This is a genomic window from Segetibacter sp. 3557_3, assembly GCF_004354985.1.
Taxonomy (GTDB): Bacteria; Bacteroidota; Bacteroidia; order Chitinophagales; family Chitinophagaceae; genus Segetibacter.
The window spans coordinates 151572-169213 of the sequence record NZ_SMSK01000014.1 but is presented as its reverse complement, the minus strand read 5'-3'; the positions used below and the strand labels follow the sequence as shown (position 1 = coordinate 169213).

Annotated in this window: 18 protein-coding genes; 5 read left to right on the top strand and 13 right to left on the bottom strand. The window is 45.6% G+C overall.

The genetic code is table 11. From position 1 onward, the window contains the following. Window positions 1–70 precede the first annotated feature (70 nt). Genes EXU57_RS18700 through EXU57_RS18685 form a run of 4 tightly spaced genes read right to left on the bottom strand, consistent with a single transcriptional unit; the run spans window position 71 to window position 3833 of the window. The gene (locus tag EXU57_RS18700) at window positions 71–1207 is read right to left on the bottom strand and encodes an NAD(P)/FAD-dependent oxidoreductase (RefSeq protein WP_133269760.1); all 1137 of its coding nucleotides are present in this window, start codon (window positions 1205–1207) and stop codon (window positions 71–73) included. Beyond that, the gene (locus EXU57_RS18695; RefSeq protein WP_133269759.1) at window positions 1200–1889 is read right to left on the bottom strand and encodes a methyltransferase domain-containing protein; all 690 of its coding nucleotides are present in this window, start codon (window positions 1887–1889) and stop codon (window positions 1200–1202) included. The genes EXU57_RS18700 and EXU57_RS18695 overlap by 8 nt, the downstream gene beginning before the upstream one ends. Further along, window positions 1886–2968 (bottom strand): type III polyketide synthase, encoded by a 1083-nt coding sequence (locus EXU57_RS18690; RefSeq protein WP_133269758.1) that lies wholly within the window; start codon window positions 2966–2968, stop codon window positions 1886–1888. Before EXU57_RS18690 ends, EXU57_RS18695 begins: the two co-directional genes overlap by 4 nt. Beyond that, window positions 2961–3833, bottom strand: coding sequence for a UbiA family prenyltransferase (locus EXU57_RS18685; protein ID WP_243745655.1), 873 nt, complete (start codon window positions 3831–3833; stop codon window positions 2961–2963). Before EXU57_RS18685 ends, EXU57_RS18690 begins: the two co-directional genes overlap by 8 nt. A gap of 123 nt (window positions 3834–3956) precedes the next feature. On the opposite strand from EXU57_RS18685, the gene EXU57_RS18680 reads away from it, so the two are divergent. From EXU57_RS18680 to EXU57_RS18670, 3 genes are read left to right on the top strand one after another with little or no spacing between them, the layout of a single operon-like run. Beyond that, a complete protein-coding gene (locus EXU57_RS18680) occupies window positions 3957–4556 on the top strand; it encodes a DNA-3-methyladenine glycosylase family protein (RefSeq protein ID WP_133269757.1) in 600 nt (199 codons plus the stop codon). A gap of 32 nt (window positions 4557–4588) precedes the next feature. After that, window positions 4589–4930 carry a heavy metal-binding domain-containing protein gene (locus EXU57_RS18675; RefSeq protein ID WP_133269756.1) on the top strand — a complete coding sequence of 114 codons (342 nt, stop codon included), beginning with the start codon at window positions 4589–4591 and terminating at the stop codon, window positions 4928–4930. 52 nt (window positions 4931–4982) lie between these two features. Beyond that, on the top strand, window positions 4983–5498 hold the full coding sequence (locus tag EXU57_RS18670) for a hypothetical protein (RefSeq protein ID WP_133269755.1): 516 nt from the start codon (window positions 4983–4985) through the stop codon (window positions 5496–5498). Window positions 5499–5505: 7 nt separating this feature from the next. On the opposite strand, the gene EXU57_RS18665 is transcribed toward EXU57_RS18670, so the two are convergent. The 9 genes from EXU57_RS18665 to paaA all read right to left on the bottom strand — a co-directional run bounded on the left by EXU57_RS18665 (window position 5506) and on the right by paaA (window position 12678). Further along, window positions 5506–5916, bottom strand: coding sequence for a hypothetical protein (locus EXU57_RS18665; RefSeq protein WP_133269754.1), 411 nt, complete (start codon window positions 5914–5916; stop codon window positions 5506–5508). 307 nt (window positions 5917–6223) lie between these two features. After that, the gene (gene obgE, locus EXU57_RS18660; RefSeq protein WP_133269753.1) at window positions 6224–7222 is read right to left on the bottom strand and encodes a GTPase ObgE; all 999 of its coding nucleotides are present in this window, start codon (window positions 7220–7222) and stop codon (window positions 6224–6226) included. A gap of 431 nt (window positions 7223–7653) precedes the next feature. Beyond that, window positions 7654–8247, bottom strand: coding sequence for a transferase hexapeptide repeat family protein (locus EXU57_RS18655; protein ID WP_133269752.1), 594 nt, complete (start codon window positions 8245–8247; stop codon window positions 7654–7656). 253 nt (window positions 8248–8500) lie between these two features. Further along, window positions 8501–9274, bottom strand: coding sequence for an enoyl-CoA hydratase-related protein (locus EXU57_RS18650; RefSeq protein ID WP_133269751.1), 774 nt, complete (start codon window positions 9272–9274; stop codon window positions 8501–8503). 29 nt (window positions 9275–9303) lie between these two features. Then, window positions 9304–9816, bottom strand: coding sequence for a 1,2-phenylacetyl-CoA epoxidase subunit PaaD (gene paaD, locus EXU57_RS18645; RefSeq protein ID WP_133269750.1), 513 nt, complete (start codon window positions 9814–9816; stop codon window positions 9304–9306). A gap of 25 nt (window positions 9817–9841) precedes the next feature. After that, window positions 9842–10621 carry a 1,2-phenylacetyl-CoA epoxidase subunit PaaC gene (paaC, locus tag EXU57_RS18640; protein WP_207955531.1) on the bottom strand — a complete coding sequence of 260 codons (780 nt, stop codon included), beginning with the start codon at window positions 10619–10621 and terminating at the stop codon, window positions 9842–9844. A gap of 70 nt (window positions 10622–10691) precedes the next feature. Continuing rightward, window positions 10692–11072, bottom strand: a complete 381-nt coding sequence (locus EXU57_RS18635) for a four helix bundle protein (protein ID WP_133269748.1) — start codon at window positions 11070–11072, stop codon at window positions 10692–10694. Window positions 11073–11353: 281 nt separating this feature from the next. Beyond that, window positions 11354–11638: a 1,2-phenylacetyl-CoA epoxidase subunit PaaB gene (gene paaB / locus EXU57_RS18630; protein WP_133269747.1), complete on the bottom strand. Its 285-nt coding sequence runs from the start codon at window positions 11636–11638 to the stop codon at window positions 11354–11356. A gap of 92 nt (window positions 11639–11730) precedes the next feature. Continuing rightward, window positions 11731–12678, bottom strand: coding sequence for a 1,2-phenylacetyl-CoA epoxidase subunit PaaA (paaA, locus tag EXU57_RS18625; protein WP_133269746.1), 948 nt, complete (start codon window positions 12676–12678; stop codon window positions 11731–11733). 337 nt (window positions 12679–13015) lie between these two features. Between paaA and EXU57_RS18620 the strand changes: the two genes are divergently transcribed. Next, a complete protein-coding gene (locus tag EXU57_RS18620) occupies window positions 13016–16075 on the top strand; it encodes a SusC/RagA family TonB-linked outer membrane protein (protein WP_133269745.1) in 3060 nt (1019 codons plus the stop codon). Window positions 16076–16098: 23 nt separating this feature from the next. Then, entirely contained in the window at window positions 16099–17640 is a 1542-nt protein-coding gene (locus EXU57_RS18615; protein WP_133269744.1) for a RagB/SusD family nutrient uptake outer membrane protein, read from the top strand. The last annotated feature ends 2 nt before the right edge of the window (window positions 17641–17642 follow it).

Here is a 17642-nt window from a genome sequence, read left to right as displayed (position 1 = left end):
ACAGTTTTATATCCCGTTTAGGTGTGTCTTTCGCAAAAGTACAACTTGCAGGTTGTAGTTCGTTCTTGTACTAAAAGGGTTTACCATGGGTAAGGCCAATGATAATTTTTGCGATCGACGGAACTGCGTTCATTGATCGCAGAAAAACTTTCGTGGTAAAGTTGCCTCCAAAAAGCTGTTGAACCCACCGGCCCGTTCGTAACCGGCTTCCAAATTCCTGTTTCCAGCGCTTCGAATACGATAGCTCCAGTGCGTGCCGACTAATTTTATCCTCCAAAAAATCTTGTATAAGTCCAAATGCAATCTTCGAAGAGTGCATGGCCATGCTCATCCCATTACCGCATAAGGGAGTAATCATACCGGCAGCATCCCCAACCATTAGTATATGATCTTCAACCAGCGACTTGGACGAGAAACTTACACCCGAAATCGTTAGTGGCTCCTTATAGAGAAATTCGGCTGTGCTAAAAATCCTGTCAAGTTGTGGATTTTTTGCCAGCACCTCCTGTTCCATTACTTTGATGTTACTGCCCGCGGATCTCAGATTTTCAGCAGTAGTAAGGTAACACAGGCAACACTTATCGTCTTCAATGTTCGATATGCCGCAGTAGCCATTTTTAAAATTGTGTAAGGAAATAAGATTTTTCGGTTGCGGATACCTAATGTGATACTTAACACCAATGTAGTTGTTCAGTGATGACGGTTTTTGCAAAATGAAAGGTCTTCTGAACTTAACGTCGAGGTTGCTTTTTTTGCCATAACAACCGGTAACTACCTTTGCAACGATGTGTCCTGCAGTGCTTAATATTGTAAACTGCCCGCTCTTGTACTCCGCGCTGGAAACCTTGCACTTCGTAAATACATCTGCTGACTCTTTTGCAATATCAAACAGGTAATTGTCAAGTACATACCGGCTGATGCCGAACCCACCCTGATGTAAAGGGAACTCCGCGATCTTTCCATCAATGTCGGAAGCCTGCAATGTATCAATGAGCGGAATACCAAATCCTTGTAGATCTACCCCAAGTGATTCGATAAAGCTGCGACTTTCAAGACTGATGTATTCGCCACAAACCTTATGGTAAGGATATTCTTCTTTTTCGAACAATGCAACCTTATAACCTGCCTTGCCACCTTGAATGGCCAGCGCAAGGCCCGCAAGTCCTCCGCCGATAATGGCTATGTCGTATATCTTACTACTATTCATGGGAACAAACCAGGAGATGTCGAAAAGCCCACTGCCAAGTAAGCGAATACTCTTTTATTCCAGCCCGGTTTAAAATAGATTGCCATTCTTCTTTTTTAAAGCCCCTTGCAACACTTAGCGGGGCATCGTTCTTAACAAGGTACGATGAAGAAAACAATTTAGTTAACAGTTTGATGGACCGGTAAGCTAAGGGGTGCCTGTGCAGATCATTGATGAAAAACCCTCTTGTGCTATTATTATGCATCCACCTGATCTGCCCAACCAGTTCATCATCCGAAAAATGATGACACAATAAACTGGAGTAAATGATATCAGGTTTTGGGTTAAACCGAACTGACCGGTAATCACTGGTTATCCAGGTAACACCACCAGGCATTTGCTTTTTAGCGTATGCAATACATTCCGGTTTGAGATCTATCCCGATAAAAGAGGCTTTAATATTATTGCGCGAACACCAGGTGCTTAATGCGATCATATTGTCGGCTCCGCCACAACCTACTTCACATATTGTTATCTCTTTCGCATCGTGCAACAGTAGTTTCAAGCCGCGAACCGAAATCGCATGCCCGCCCAAAAGGGTATTCACGATATTGAGCTCCTTCATGTTCTGCCTGATGTCGGCAAACGGAATATCATCCCTGTCCAGAAACTCTTTTTCGTATGATCTTTCGACCAGGTTCATGAGGTAGATGCAATAAATGTTTCCATTGTAAGTCCGGGGCCAAAAGCTACACCAAATACACTTGCAGGTTTCTCACCAATGTTTTCCAAAATCTTTTTTAGCACAAATAGTATGGTCGGCGACGACATGTTGCCGTAGTTACAAAGCACATCGGCCGAATACGACATAGCACAATCTGTAAGCCCGGTTTGTTGTTGAATGACGTCAAGAATCTTACGCCCGCCCGGGTGAAAGCACCAATGCGTAATATCTTCTTTGTTTACCTGTGCCTGTAATAATGCCTTCTCGATTAAACCTCCAATATCGTCTTTGATTAAAGCTGGGATATAAGAGCTCAGGGTCATCAAAAAGCCTTTTTCACTTATTTTCCAGCTCATGTCGTTGTAACCCTTGTTGGCAATATAGGAATAGAAACTCGTGAGTGAAAGTGTGTGCTTCTTTTTGATGGTGTTCGAAACGAGCACTGCTGCACTTCCGTCGCTGAATAGGAGACTACTTGCAGCATTGTCGACATTGTACTCATTTTGAAAGTGAATCGTGCACAGTTCAGTTGCCACCACCATCACGTTAGCCCCGGCTGTTGATGCACAGATCATCTGAGCAAGCTTAAGTGCGTGTATAGCTGCGTAACAACCCATAAAGTTTACAGAGGTTCGGAAGCAATCCGGTCGTAAACCCAACGCATTTACGAGTTCGATATCCAAACCCGGAGCACTCATGCCTGTACAGCTCACCGTGATCAGGTGGGTGATCTCATGCGCATCAAGGTGCCCGCGAATACAATCGTTTACCGCTTCAAGAGACAAGGAAAGGGCATGTTTACTGAATAGTTCCATTCGGGCAGCAAGCGATGGCGCCACATTTTCTTTTAATGACATTAGTGGGGTAGCTGCCTGTTTACCGTTGTATTCTTCAAGTACCGAATAACGCTGGTTGATGCCACTGTGCGAATACAGGAACGACAATTTTCTTTTATCTGTTTCATCAAGACCAAAAGCTTGCTGCATAAACTGCAGGATATCCTGTTGGGGATGTTGATGCGCCGGGACAGCTGTTCCTATTGAAATGATATTAGCCAAGTTGATTGAGGATAAGTAATGTTATAAATCCCGCGCTTGTACACGTGCTTGCAATCCAGTTCATCTTCATCGTATTTTGAAAGTCTGCATAGCGCTCATCTTTCCAGACACGGATCGCCCAGCGTATGAAAAATACAAGTACAGGAATAAAGAACATTTGTAAAATGAAAAAGCGGGTTAATTGTTGATGATTACTGTAATATAAAAACAACAACAGGAATGCAATTGCATACATGATACTACAGAATATAAATGTGCCACGCTTTCCCAGCAACATACTGATGGTGGTTACCCCATCTTTGCGGTCCTGATCGTGCTGATACACCTGCGTAATCGGATAAAAACCGCCAATCAAAAATGCTGCAGAAAGTAACAGGGTAAGTGGCATGTGTACCGTTCTGTAAATTTCTGCGCCATGGTAGACCATGAAAAATGTAAGGGCTCCCTGGTTGATGATCACTGTCAGGTAACCTAATATTGGGTACTGCTTCAGCCGTACTCCCCGAAAACTATATAGCCTTGAACACAGGATATAAAACAAGAAAACAAACGCAAAAGTTGTTGAAATCAGAAAGGAAAGAATAATTGCAATAAGATCCATTGCAATGGTAACTAAAAATAGTTGCCGGGTTGGCTGCATAGGCGACTTGATACCTCCTATACTTTCTTCATCCCTATCCATATAACTGTTATAGCCATTACTCGATGGATACAACAGAAAGTGAAGTAGAACAAATATCAATGCCGCCCTCCCCCAATGAATCGCCGGCACAAAGCTTAACGCAAACCAATACACAGGCATCAGGAAATATGAAAATGGAAAACGTAAGAGTTGTATGGTAGAGCGCTTGAGCACCTGTTGCATTTAGTGGTGATTAAATCAGCAGTTCCTATCCGGACAGTTGATAAAACGACAGGCCACTCACATATCGTGCACCTGGTTTATCAGACTTATTGGGTATGCATATTAATCAATTAACTTAGAAGTATGGACTACATGATGCATTTGAAAAAAGACAGGAAACTGTCGAAGATACTTGCCGCACCATTGCCTCCCCTTACGCTACATACAAACATTCCTTTGCGGTTGATTACGAGCATCATGGGGCAGCAACTTAGTACGAAAGTAGCGCAGGTAATCTACAGGCGTTTTCTGGAAATCTATCAAGGAAACGAACCGGCCCCAAAACAGGTGCTTGCTACACCAAACGAGACACTACGGGCGATAGGGCTGTCGAATGCAAAAGTTAGTTACGTGAAAAATGTTGCCCAGTTTTGTATTGATAACAACATTACGGATGACAAGTTGCTCACGATGAGTAATGAAGAAATCATCGAATTACTGACTACAATCAAGGGCGTAGGTAAATGGACCGTTGAAATGTTACTCATGTTTACGCTGGGAAGGGAAGATGTATTTGCCGTTGACGACCTGGGAATTCAACAAGGCATGATGAAAGTTTTTAATCTCAGTAACGAGGACAAGAAAAAACTAAAACAAGATATGCTTGCCATTTCAGCAAAGTGGTCTCCATATCGAACCTATGCTTGTCTGCACCTTTGGAAATGGAAGGATGGGGAAGTTTGAATAGCCTAATTTTACGTTATACAGAAATCATTATGATCACTACAACCACGAATACGATTGAGGGCTATCCGGTTAAAGATTACCTGGGTGTAATAAGCTCCGAGGCAATTATTGGCGCAAACATATTTAAAGACCTTTTTGCCGGGCTTGCTGACATTGTTGGAGGGCGAAGTATGACCTATGAAAAAGTGATTGACGAAGCACGTACAAATGCGTTAAACGAACTTACTGATAAGGCACGTAAAATAGGTGCAAACGCAATCATAGGTATCGACCTGGATTTTGAAACCGTAGGAGCGAGCGGCAGCATGTTGATGGTAATCGCAACCGGTACGGCGGTCAGAATAGAGGCAAACTCAGGGGGCCAGTTGTAAGATCCGGAAAGTGCGTAGGCTAATTGGTGTTTAAAAAATCAAATAAAACTTGATGTATAAGATTGTTGTGATGGCTGTTCTGCTGGTTTTGACAGCTTGCGGAGATGCACGTAATCCAAAGAACAATACTGAGAAGAACATTTATCGTTCAGCAGACAAGATGCTGCTCGCTTTTCGAAATAAAGACTGGGAAACTTTTATGACATACCTGCACCCCAATATGATTGCCCGCCTGGGTGGAAAAGATCAGATGGCCAGGCTTATGACAGCACAAATGAAAGATGTACCCGACTCAGCAATAAAAAAATTAATGGTGTCAAGAATACTGCAAGTGAAAGAAACACCTACAGATGTTCAGTGTATTGTTGAGCAACAAATGATGATGCACCTACAAGGCGCAGAGGTAACTTCAACCACTTACCTTGTAGGCGAATCACTTGATCATGGAAAAAACTGGACTTTTTTTGATGCATCAAACAGCGGTGTAGCAAGTCCTGGAACAATTAAGCCAAATCTTAGCCCGGAACTAAAGATTCCTGAGAAAAAACAGGATGCCCGGGAGTTATGATGCCAGCTTACAGGCGCTTAACTACAAGATTTTCTACCACCTTTGTTTGGGGCCGTATTGAAAAGGTTTCTTTAATTACCTCTTTGTTCATACGTATACCAAAGCTTACCAGGCCTTGTTCCGGCGTTTTTTGCAGGTAGATTTTCCTGCTGAAATTTTTGGTGTCGTAGCTGTGGCGGTACAGGGTTTCATTCTGCTCATTTTTAACCTCCAGAATAAATGGTTTTCCTTCCGGATTAAGAAAGTCTACTGAAAATGTCAGCAGGTGCTCGGTAGCACCGAGATACCTGATGTTGGCAGCTGATGATACGGAGTCTTTTGCCGGATCTGTAACACTTGCGCTAACGGACAAAAAGGAAAAGGACGCTGCGATTAGTAAACACAGTTTTCCCCGATGCATAAATAATTGCTTTTTCATAACGTTGTTTTTAAAGTGCGAAAAAAGAGATAATTGGAAGCAACGCTTATACAAGCAATGACAGGTGCAAACAATCTAAAGCAATCGGGAGAATGAAGGCAAGCTGGTATGGCAGCAAGAAGGATGTCGAGGATCGAGGTTTGATTTAAACCGTTAGCCTCAATGAGCCGTAAAAGTAATCGAATTTTGTGAACCGGTTACATAGTTCATATGAACAAATTGTAACGATCAATCGTACAACAATCAGAATAAATATCGGGCCAATTTGTATATCCTACGATGCAACTTTAGTAGTGAAATATGATCGCTAAACAGGTTTATTCAGCGTTTTCCAAAGCAGGTCCTTGAGCTCCGTGAGTCCCTGCTGGGTCACTGAAGAAATAAAAAGATGAGGTATGTTTTCAGGTAACTCCTTCTTAATGTCTCTTTTTAATTCATCATCCAGCATGTCGCTTTTACTAATAGCGATGATGAAGTCTTTCTGCAACATCTCAGGATTATACTCTTCGAGTTCTTTTAATAAAATCGCAAATTCTTCTTTATGATCCTTGCTGTCAGCTGGCAGTAAAAACAACAGGCAGGCATTTCTTTCAATGTGTCGTAAAAAACGATGTCCAAGCCCTTTTCCTTCAGCCGCGCCCTCTATTATTCCGGGCAGATCCGCAATGCAAAAGCTTTTGCCATCCCGGTATTCAACCATTCCCAGGTGAGGCACCAGGGTTGTAAAAGCATAATCAGCGATTTTTGGTTTTGCTGCAGTTATGGTCGACAGCAGGGTTGATTTTCCTGCATTAGGGAAACCCACAAGACCAACATCTGCAAGCACCTTTAGTTCAAGTACCTTCCAACCTTCAACTCCTTCTTCGCCAGGTTGAGCATGTTCCGGCGCCTGGTTAGTAGGGGTGGCAAAATTAGAATTGCCAAGGCCGCCGCGTCCACCCTTCATCCAAATCACTTCTTGCCCTTCTTCCAGGATTTCTGCTTCAACGTTTCCGCTGAGTTCATCTTTAGCAATCGTTCCTAATGGCACTTCAATGATCACGTCTTTGCCTTCGCGTCCGGTCATATTGCTTTTACTACCGTTTTCACCGTTCTCGGCAAGTACGTTTTTATAATAACGCAAATGCAGCAACGTCCATAGCTGACTGTTGCCCCTAAGTATAATGTGTCCGCCGCGTCCCCCGTCACCGCCGTCAGGCCCACCCATAGCGGTAAGTTTATTACGAAGAAAATGCCTGCATCCTGCACCGCCATGACCACTGCGTGCGAAAATGCGTATATAGTCAATAAAGTTTGTCTTTTCCATTTGTAGCTAAAGCAGCAAAGATAAGCTTTATGGTACGCGCAGCGGACGATCGCCCAACATCGTTGCCCGCCCGGTCCACCCCAGTCGGACGCCCGCCCGGATGAACCGGTTCGGACGGGGGTATCACTCACTTATACCGAATCTTTTGATCTTTTCAGAGGCGTATAATGCTAAGGTGCATTTACCGGTACTAGTTAATTATGAGTTCCTGCTGCAGCCGTTAATTTTTACTGGCAAACTATTAGCTGTCGCCTATTCGCTTTAAAAAAAATCTGTGGCAATCCGTTCAATCCAGGATACCCGGGTGCCATTGTTAGCATACACACAATAGCACTTGTAAGGTTATGCGTGCAACAGCAAGTTCTTGACAATACCAGCCGACATAGATTTAAATTCGCCTTGTCTCAGAGAGGTTTTCATGCTAAGAAAAGCTAAGGCCGGTTCTTTTTCCACGTAAAGTAATTTGCCGGCTGTACCGGCCGGCCTGGCTCTGGTTCGGTAAGCGGATCACATTCCTTCCAAGCTTCAAACATCTGCTGTGGCAATTGTTGGTATAACCTGGTGCCATCCGTTTTCCAGGCAATCATATCGTCGCTAACCTCCTTGATAATTTTTGCAGGGTTTCCAACCAGTAAGCTGCGATCCGGGATGTTATCACCTGCTTTTACAAAGCTTAACGCGCCAATGATACATTCATCACCAACGATCACATTGTCCATGATAACGGCATTCATACCAACGAGGCAGTTGCGCCCGATTGTCGCCCCATGAATAACAGCCCCGTGACCAATATGCGCACCTTCTTTCAGGAGCACTGAAACACCCGGGAACATGTGGATCGTACAGTTTTCCTGCACGTTACAGCCATCTTCAATCACAATTCCACCCCAGTCGCCCCGGAGCGCAGCGCCCGGCCCTATGTATACGTTTTTGCCGATTATAACATTGCCGGTAACTGCAGCTTGCGGATGCACAAAAGAACCCGGATGTACCACAGGTGTAAAGCCGTTGAAGCAGTAAAACATTTTTGAAATTTGTGGTATTGGTTTTTTCCAGATTTAATAACCCAATTACCTGGTAAGCAAACTGGATCTTGTCACGCGGGGTTGATGTCAATCGTTCAGGGTTTGATGCCGATTAATTCGTGCTTGAACCCTCGACAAGTGGTCGGTAGTTCCGGTTCCCTTTTAACCGGCGTTTTCCCTGTGCAACGGCAGCATTGTTCCAATTGCAATCGAAAGATCTGGTGTGATTAATACTTAGTAGTTGGAGCCCGGGCTACTCGCCCTTAAAAACGGGGGATCGCTTTTCAAGGAATGCAGCAACGCCTTCCTTAAAGTCGTTTGTCGCAGCGGCCCGCTGTTGCAACTTGTCTTCATTTTGCAACTGCTCATCCATTGTATGACTAATCGACCATCTTAGTGCCTGTTTAATATAAGCCAGGCCTTTTGTGGGCATCTGCGCAAGCCGGTTTGTAAGCGCTATGGCGTTTTCGGAAAATGAAGCATCATCAAAAACTTTGTATATCATTCCAAAACGTTCTGCATCCTCTGCGGAAATTTTTTCACCCAGCATCATTAACGCACTTGCCTTTTGCCATCCAACCAGGCGGGGAAGGAAAAAAGTTCCACCGGTGTCAGGTATCAATCCGATCTGGCTAAATGATTGAATGAAAGACGCACTGGTCGCCGCAACAATGATATCGCAACATAAAGCAAGGTTGGCCCCTGCACCTGCAGCAACGCCATTAACGGCTGCAACAACCGGTTTTGATAAGCGTCGGATTTTTGAAACCAACGGATTGTATCGCTCCGACAAGATATGGTTCATACCCGGAAAATTGGGGTCGGTTAACTCAGCAAGGTCTTGTCCTGCAGAAAATGCCTTACCTGCACCGGTGATCATTACAGCCCGGATATGGGGTGCGGCGCAATCGTCCAGTGCCGCCTGCAGGTGCTCCGTCATTTTGTGGTTAAACGCATTCAGTTTATCCGGACGGTTTAATGTAATAAATGCGACCTGTTCCCTGGTTTCAAAAATTAATGCAGGCATAGCTTCAATTTAGTAGCTGCAATTTAAGCTCAATGACATTTAAAATAATCAAACGGCTCTTTACAATCGTTGCACTGGTACATCGATTTGCAGGCTGTACTTGCAAACCGGCTGATGAGCCGGGTATGGTAGGAATCGCAGCGTGGGCACTGTACTGCTTCATCGGCCTGGAATGCATCAGGAGAACAAACGCTGTGTACTGCGTTTGGAGGTGCTATCCCGTATGCCTTTAACTTCTCTTTTCCGTTGTGGGTCATCCAGGCTGTCGTCCATGCGGGGGAAAGGCTGGTAGTGACCTGTACATCTTTAAAGCCATGTTGTAATAATGCAACCCTTACCTGCAATGCAATCAGGTCCATGGCTGGGCAGCCGCTGTAAGTTGGAGTAATCACAATATTAATCTTACGGCTATCATTTTCATCCGGCAAGTGTACCTCGCGCACGATGCCAAGATCGAGTATGGACAATACTGGCAACTCAGGATCTTTCACCGTTTCCAGTATGTCGTATATTCTTCCAGGAATTGCTGTTGCGCTGTTCATCTGCTTAGTTGTGATCCGGCCCCAGTCACCAGGTTGCGCCAGGGTGGGTTCGTTGAAGAAATTGCATCTCCGACAAAAGGTAACTCAGGTGCTCCGAATGGAATCCTTCTTTTCCGTTGGTGACAAAAAAATTGTCCTTTGTTAGTTGAAGGGTAGCCTCGTTGAATATGGTTTCTACCTTGTCCATCCATCGTTCTTTGAGCGCCGCAGGGTCAACACCAAAGCCGGCCGCGGCGGCTTGTTTTTCAAATGGGGCCGGGTTGAATAGCTCTGGTGTAAATGGCTCAAGATTACTGATCGCAACAAGCATTCTTTCATGACTTTCTGTTGTGCCGTCGCCGAGCCTGATCACCCATTCACTGCTCCAGCGAAGATGATACGTGGTTTCTTTTATAGATTTTTCAGCTATCGCTGCCAGTTGCCTGTCCCCACTTTTCAACAGGTCGGTGTACAGGTAATATTGATAAGTGCTAAAGAAAAACTGCCGCAGGATAGTGTGTGCCCAGTCGCCATTGGGTTGTTCTACCAGCTGAACATTCCGGTATTCACCGGCATCGCGTAAATAAGCCAGGTGATCTTCGGTAATGGTTGTTCCGATATTCCTGAACGTTGCAAAAGTCGACTTAACCGGGTCTATCAACGTTGCTGCATATTGGTAGAAATTGCGTGCATGTCCAACCAGGTCCAGTGCAATATTGCTTAGCGCAATATCTTGTTCCAGTATGGGTCCATGTCCCGTCCACTCACTGTTTCTATGCCCCAGTATCAGGGCGTTGTCGGCAAGGTGGAGGGAGTAGGTCGGCAGTATGTAAGTTTGGAAGTCGATAAGTTGATAAGTTGATAGGTTGATAAGTTGATAGGTTGTCAGCGACGGATCAGGTGCTGGTATTCTTTCTGAGCCAGCTGATGTAACCGTTTAATAATCGTTCTATTTCATCGATGAAGTTCTTTAAATATTGAAGTTTTTCTTTGTCTATGTATTTGGCGTCATACGCATCAATAAGATGGTTATAACACTCGCTAAGCGAACCGCGTGCCTGAATGCAAAAGTGCAGTTGGTCTTTGAAAGTGTACCTCCCGTGCCCTTCGGATATATTGGCGTTTATCGATCTTGACGCACGAATGAGTTGATCGCCGAGCCGGTATTTCTCGTCAGCTGGAAATGATTTAACAACATCAAAGATTTCATTTTTAAATACTCGTGTTTTTTTCCAAACGTCGAGCTGTGTAAAACTTTGATGAGGAGTTTCGCTCATTGTTTTCAAAGTTGTTAGTGGGAGACTAGCCACTATTAAGCAAAAGAAGATACTTCGATTTACGAGATTTCTAGGAGGAAAACTTAAGCTGCTAATTGATATCAAAGTACAAGAGTGCGACGCAACGATGCTGCCCCATGCGCCTATGCCGGGCCCAAAAACGAAATTACCCCACTTAATACTTTAGCGAAAAGCTTTTTTCTCCCCTAAAAATTCACAGCCTGCCGACTTATCACACCAGTCAACCTATCAACTTATCAACCTATCAACTTGTTCCCAAATTACATGTGCTTCAACGCCTCAGGCAAATCGTAAAAGGTGGGATGACGATAAGGTTTGTCGTTTGCCGGATCGTATAAGCTGGAAGCCTCTTCCGGATTGCTTGCATGTATGTTGCGGCTTTCAACCACCCATATGCTAATGCCTTCCATGCGGCGGGTATAAACATCACGCGCGTTTTCAATGGCCATAGCTGCATCGGCGGCGTGCAGGCTGCCCACATGTTTGTGGTCGAGCCCCTGCCGGCCGCGAATAAAGACTTCCCATAAAGGCCAGTCCTGGTTCATAATTACACATTAATAAGATGGTGAAAAGGGAGCGGGTATTCAAACAGCAAGCAATTGTTAAAGGCCATGGCTCCCTTTCACCATATAAGTTATCAGGCTGCCGCCTGTGATTGTTGTTGTCGTTTTTTATCGGCATAAGCTGCCGCAGCATCCCGTACCCACTGTCCGTCGTCATGCGCTTTGCGGCGTGCATCAAGCCGCTGTTTATTACAAGGGCCATTACCATTAACCACCTGCCAGAACTCGGTCCAGTTGATCGGGCCAAAATCGTAATGACGGGTTTCCTCGTTCCACTTCAGGTGCTCGTCGGGCAATTCGAGGTTTAAAAACTTTACCTGCTCCGCACAAACATCAATAAACTTTTGCCGCAACTCATCATTCGAAAACCGTTTGATTTTCCAACGCATGCTTTGCAGTGTGTTTGGACTCTCGTCGTCTTTCGGTCCGAACATCATTACACTCGGCCACCACCAGCGGTTCAGTGCATCCTGCGCCATCGCGCGTTGCGCATCGGAGCCACGGCTCAAAGTCAGGAGTATCTCAAAACCTTGTCGTTGATGAAAGCTTTCCTCTTTGCAGATGCGCACCATTGCCCGTGCATAAGGTCCGAAGCTGCTTCTACACAGCGGTACCTGGTTCATAATAGCGGCACCATCAACGAGCCAGCCAATTGCGCCAATATCGGCCCAGGTTAGTGTTGGATAATTGAAAATGGAAGAATATTTGGCTTTGCCGGAATGCAGCTGATCCAGCATTTCCTGCCTGCTGATACCAAGTGTTTCTGCAGCACTGTATAAATAAAGTCCGTGTCCTGCTTCGTCCTGGACCTTTGCAATAAGCGTAGCTTTTCTTTTGAGTGAAGGCGCACGCGTAATCCAGTTTCCCTCGGGCAACATGCCTACAATCTCACTGTGCGCATGCTGGCTGATTTGCCGGATAAGCATCTTACGGTATTGCTCAGGCATCCAGTCTTTCGGCTCGATTTTAATTTCCTGGTCAATTTTATTAGTAAAAGAAACTTCTGGTTCCGTCGACATCATACCCGTGGTTTAATGTTCAAATGTAGGTAAGTTTATTATAAAAAACTAACAGTTGTTAGTATGTTTGTTAAGCGGAATAGCTGCTGTTGACAAGGGTTATTTAAAGGCGGCAGTTGCTTTTAGATGAAGGTGTTAAGTGTAGGATGCCGATAGCATCTTTGAGGCGGCATGGTATGGTTTTAGTGATTCATTAACAACGACTTTCTCCAGCTAAATCTTTAACGATGTGCATAATCCAATCTTCGATCCTTCATGATCTTTCTCCACCATCGTTTAACTGAGTACGCAGGCTTTTTGTTTCCGGCAATAGCCGGATAAATTCACAAATACTTTCCATATGAAATCGAATTCAACTCCTAACAAGGATGCCGGTACCTGGCGTCTGAACTTTTTATTTTTCTTTTTTACCCTCACTTTATGTTCTTCCGTCTTGTTTGGCCAGAACACCAGTTTCCTGGTCACCGGTAAAGTAACCAGCGATAGCGGCAATGCGCTTGGTGGTGTTAGTGTACAGGTAAAGGGAACAGCCCGCGGAACAAGCACCGATGCAACAGGCAACTATGGCATTTCGGCAAGCGAGACGTCGGTATTGGTTTTTTCGTCAATCGGTTATACTACGCAGGAAGTTCCGGTTGCCGGAAAACAGGTTATTAACGTAACACTCAATGCCAGCTCAGGTCAGCTGGAGCAGGTTGTTGTTGTTGGTTATGGTACCCAACGCAAGCGGGATGTTACCGGTTCTGTTGCAAGCGTAAGCGGGGCCGAAATTGCAAAGCAGCCCGTGCTTACTGCAGCACAGGCCATACAAGGAAAGGTTGCAGGCGTACAAATTCTTACCTCAGGAGACCCCAATAGTTCACCAACGGTACGCATCAGGGGAGTAGGCACCATGTTGGGCGGAGCGGCACCATTATATGTAGTGGATGGTGTAATCACGGATGATATCAGGAACATCAACTCCGCAGACATCACCAGCATGGATATTCTAAAAGACGCGTCAGCAACCGCAATCTATGGCATGCGTGCAGCAAACGGTGTGCTGCTGATTACCACTAAAAAAGGACGCACGGGCAAGATGGTAGTAGCTTACGATGGGCTTGTTGGTGTAAAAGAAGTGGCCAGGCTGGTGAATATGGCTGGCTCAAATCAATATGCCAATTATGTTAATGAAGCGAGCATTTATTATGGGAGTGGCGACAGCCTCATAAGGGGCGCACAACTGGCGGCGGGTGGCAATACCGATTGGTATGATGTGATCCTCAAGAAGAGCCTTCAGCAGAATCACAACGTTTCCATCTCTGGCGGAAGTGAAAGCATCAATTATTTTTTGAGTGCGGGCTATGTGGGTGATGGCGGTGTCATTAAAACAAATGACTTTGAACGTTTCACCTTGCGCTCGAACAACGAATATAAGTTGAGCCGTATGTTACGGCTTTCAACCCTGGTATCGTATAGCCGGACAAACTTGCGTGATGTTGACCTCGGTGTTTTTGATATCGCTTACCGCGCCGCGCCATACGTGCCTGCCAAGGTAGGCGAGCTCTACGGTAACACCTCGCTCTCAAACAACATTTCAAACCCATTGCTTAACCTGGAAAAATTAAATAATTCCAGCATGGGCAATAGGTTGCAGGGTACGTTTTCCGGGGAGTATAAACCCATACCCTGGTTAACACTACGTACCAGCTACGGCGTAGATTTAAATTTTTACCGCAATAGCACTTACCGTTATAGGTATACCAATACCGGTGCTAACAATATCTTCTTAACCTCCGGTGGAAACCAGTTGGTTAACCGGAGCCAGCTTGCGCTGCAGGCAGATAACAGCAACAAGTGGGTTTGGGATAATACTGCAACCATCACTAAGGTGATCGGCGCGCACAATTTTAGCCTGCTGGTTGGAGCCACTGCCGAAGAATACCGGTTTAATACAACCCGCGGAACCCGTTTGGACGTACCTGAAAATGAAGACCAGTGGTACCTGGATGCGGGTGTGCCTGCATCGGCAACAAACGCAAACAGCGGTGACAGGTGGGCAAGAAACTCTTACCTGAGCAGGCTGAATTACAGTTTTAATAACCGTTACCTGCTTACGGCAACTTACCGGGCCGATGCCACCTCGCGCTTTCCTTCGCAAAATCGATGGGGCTACTTCCCATCAATTGGTTTGGGATGGAACATTTCGAGAGAAGACTTTATGGCGGGCCAAAACCTTTTCGACAACCTAAAGCTACGTGCAAGCTGGGGGCGGGTAGGCAACGACCAGATCAGCAGCAATTTGTACAACCCACTGGCGACACTCAACGTTCCGTATTATTATAATGGATCCGAATACCTCGGTATATCTTTTAACCAGGCGGTAGATAAAAACCTGAAGTGGGAAACCACCGAAGAGTATGACCTCGGGCTGGAATTTGCTATTTTAAAAAACAAACTCTCGGGCACAATTGACTACTACCATAAGACCACAAGAGACGCGCTGATCAACATCTTTTTTAACGGCCAGGTATTGGGCGATATCGATAATCAATACACCACCAATGCTGCCAACTTCACCAATAAAGGGGTTGAATTTAGCCTTAACTGGACCGACCGGGTAAGCAAAAACTTCGACTACAACCTGAATGGTAATATTGCTTTCAACCAAAACAGAATTATAGGTTTAAATGGCGGCCAGGCACTCACCAGCGGTTCGGTAGGAAGCCAGGGGTTTACCACCAAATCAGATAACGGGCAAACCATTGGCAGCTTCTTCATACTGCAGGCCGACGGTATATTTCAAAATGCTGCTGAGATTACAGGTTCGGCGCAACCCAATGCCCAACCTGGTGACCTTAGGTATAAAGACCTTAGTGGACCAAATGGTAAACCCGATGGCATAATCAACGACCTCGATCGTGCATATAGCGGTTCTTACCAACCAAAATTTACGTTCGGTTTAAATGGTTCCGTTAACTATGCCGCTTTCGATTTTAGTTTTGGCTCTTATGGCACTTCAGGCGGTAAGATTTACAATGCAAAAAAGGCTGCACGTTCAGATGCCCGCGACAACGTAGAAACAGAAGTGGCTAAAAACCGGTGGACCCCAAATAACCCGGGCACCAACATTCCAAGAGCGAACCTGAACCAACTACCCGCATCTACTTATTTTCTTGAAAGTGGAAGCTTCTGGCGCATCAACAACCTAACGCTGGGTTATACTTTGCCAGGTAACCTGCTGGCAAACCGCTTTCAACGTTTAAGGGTATATGTAACCGCTCAAAACCTTTTAACCATCACCGGCTATAGTGGATTTACTCCGGAGATCGTTAGCGGCAATAACCTGAATGCCGGTATTGAACAAACCATTTATCCTACCACACGTACGTTCGCTTTCGGCGTTAACGTTGGCCTTTAAACCTCACCCATAAACACACGAACATGATACGTTATACTCATTATAAATTGCTGGTGCTCGCTGTTCCGCTGTTGATGGTTGCGGGCTGCAGCAAAAAGTTTTTAGAGATCGATCCGCAAGGGCAGTTAACTGAAGTGCAGGCATTGCGAGATCCCGAAGCCGCTAACCAATTGGTAGGAGGGGTTTACAATACCCTTTACCTTGGTGGCTTTGATAATAGCACCGTTGGCTTTCAATGGGCAATACTGGGCGATGTAGCTTCGGACGATTCAGATAAAGGCAGCACACCATCCGACTATGATGCCGGTGGTGCCGGTGATGTTGACAACTTCAGGCCAAACCCTGCAAATGGCATCTATAATAACATCTGGAACGGCCATTACCTGGGTATTGCCCGCGCAAATAAAGCTATCGACATCCTGAACAGCAGTACAATTGAAACAACTGCAAAAAATCGTTTGCTTGGCGAGGCACGCTTCCTTCGTGGATTCTATTACTTCAACCTCGTTCGTGCATTTGGGGGTGTACCAAAAGTTGTTCGTGTACCCGAACCTGCTGAAGTAAATAGCGACGAGTTTCAGACCCGCGCATCTGTTGCAGATATCTATGCAGTGATATTAGAAGATCTTCAGTTTGCTGTAGATAATTTATCGGTAAAAGGTACCGCCGGTACTCAGTTGGGCAGGGCTACTAAGGGCGCTGCCCAAAGCTACCTGGCCAAGGTGTATATGTATCAGAAGAACTGGCAAAAAACGTTGGAACTTACCCAGGGGGTGATCAACTCCAACCAGTATACTTTGGTTCCCAACTACAACCTTGTTTTCCGCGAAAAAGCGGTTAGTGGTGTTGGCGGCGCAAACAATTCAGAGTCGATATTTGAAGTGCAAACAGGATTGAACGTTGCTGAAAACGCGGTAAGTCCCTTGTACAGCAATGGCCAGGGCCCACGCGGTCGTGGTGGCTGGAACGACCTTGGTTTTGGCTTTAACAGCCCTTCTGCCGACCTCGCCGGCTTTTATGAACCCGGGGATACCAGGAGAAACGCAACAATTATTTTTATCAATCCAACCGTGGCCGGTCGCGATAATGGCACCTATCTATGGGACGGTTTCCGGCTCCCATCCCAGGACTCCGTAGAAAATCCAAGATACAATTACAAGGCTTACCATAGCCCGCTGTTAGAGTCTGGCCAACTTACCAGCAACAAGGATACAAAGCCAAAAAACATCAGGCTGATGCGTTATGCAGAAGTATTGCTGATGTATGCCGAAGCACAGGCGATGCTTGGCAATGCTGCTGAAGCAACGGCCAAATTAAATATGGTTCGGTCGCGTGCAAACCTGCCGGCGTCTACCGGCACGCAGGCAAATATCTGGCGCGAACGTCGGGCAGAACTCGCTATGGAGCACGATCGCTTTTTCGACCTGGTTCGCCAGGGCAGGGCCGGTACTGTGTTAAGGGCGCATGGCAAACCATTTGTCGATGGCCGTAACGAGGTCTTTCCTATTCCTAATGCACAACGCGATCTCAGTGGTGGTCGGCTTACCCAAAACAACGGTTACTAATT

Excerpts from the sequence above, each read along its gene's own strand:
- EXU57_RS18700 (WP_133269760.1), bottom strand. The coding sequence starts at position 1,207 with ATGAATAGTAGTAAGATATACGACATAGCCATTATCGGCGGAGGACTT.
- EXU57_RS18650 (WP_133269751.1), bottom strand. The coding sequence starts at position 9,274 with ATGCCTGCATTAATTTTTGAAACCAGGGAACAGGTCGCATTTATTACA.
- EXU57_RS18695 (WP_133269759.1), bottom strand. The coding sequence starts at position 1,889 with ATGAACCTGGTCGAAAGATCATACGAAAAAGAGTTTCTGGACAGGGAT.
- paaB (WP_133269747.1), bottom strand. The coding sequence starts at position 11,638 with ATGAACCAGGACTGGCCTTTATGGGAAGTCTTTATTCGCGGCCGGCAG.
- paaA (WP_133269746.1), bottom strand. The coding sequence starts at position 12,678 with ATGATGTCGACGGAACCAGAAGTTTCTTTTACTAATAAAATTGACCAG.
- EXU57_RS18665 (WP_133269754.1), bottom strand. The coding sequence starts at position 5,916 with ATGAAAAAGCAATTATTTATGCATCGGGGAAAACTGTGTTTACTAATC.
- EXU57_RS18620 (WP_133269745.1), top strand. The coding sequence starts at position 13,016 with ATGAAATCGAATTCAACTCCTAACAAGGATGCCGGTACCTGGCGTCTG.
- EXU57_RS18685 (WP_243745655.1), bottom strand. The coding sequence starts at position 3,833 with ATGCAACAGGTGCTCAAGCGCTCTACCATACAACTCTTACGTTTTCCA.
- EXU57_RS18670 (WP_133269755.1), top strand. The coding sequence starts at position 4,983 with ATGTATAAGATTGTTGTGATGGCTGTTCTGCTGGTTTTGACAGCTTGC.
- EXU57_RS18635 (WP_133269748.1), bottom strand. The coding sequence starts at position 11,072 with ATGAGCGAAACTCCTCATCAAAGTTTTACACAGCTCGACGTTTGGAAA.
- paaD (WP_133269750.1), bottom strand. The coding sequence starts at position 9,816 with ATGAACAGCGCAACAGCAATTCCTGGAAGAATATACGACATACTGGAA.
- EXU57_RS18675 (WP_133269756.1), top strand. The coding sequence starts at position 4,589 with ATGATCACTACAACCACGAATACGATTGAGGGCTATCCGGTTAAAGAT.
- EXU57_RS18680 (WP_133269757.1), top strand. The coding sequence starts at position 3,957 with ATGGACTACATGATGCATTTGAAAAAAGACAGGAAACTGTCGAAGATA.
- EXU57_RS18615 (WP_133269744.1), top strand. The coding sequence starts at position 16,099 with ATGATACGTTATACTCATTATAAATTGCTGGTGCTCGCTGTTCCGCTG.
- EXU57_RS18655 (WP_133269752.1), bottom strand. The coding sequence starts at position 8,247 with ATGTTTTACTGCTTCAACGGCTTTACACCTGTGGTACATCCGGGTTCT.
- obgE (WP_133269753.1), bottom strand. The coding sequence starts at position 7,222 with ATGGAAAAGACAAACTTTATTGACTATATACGCATTTTCGCACGCAGT.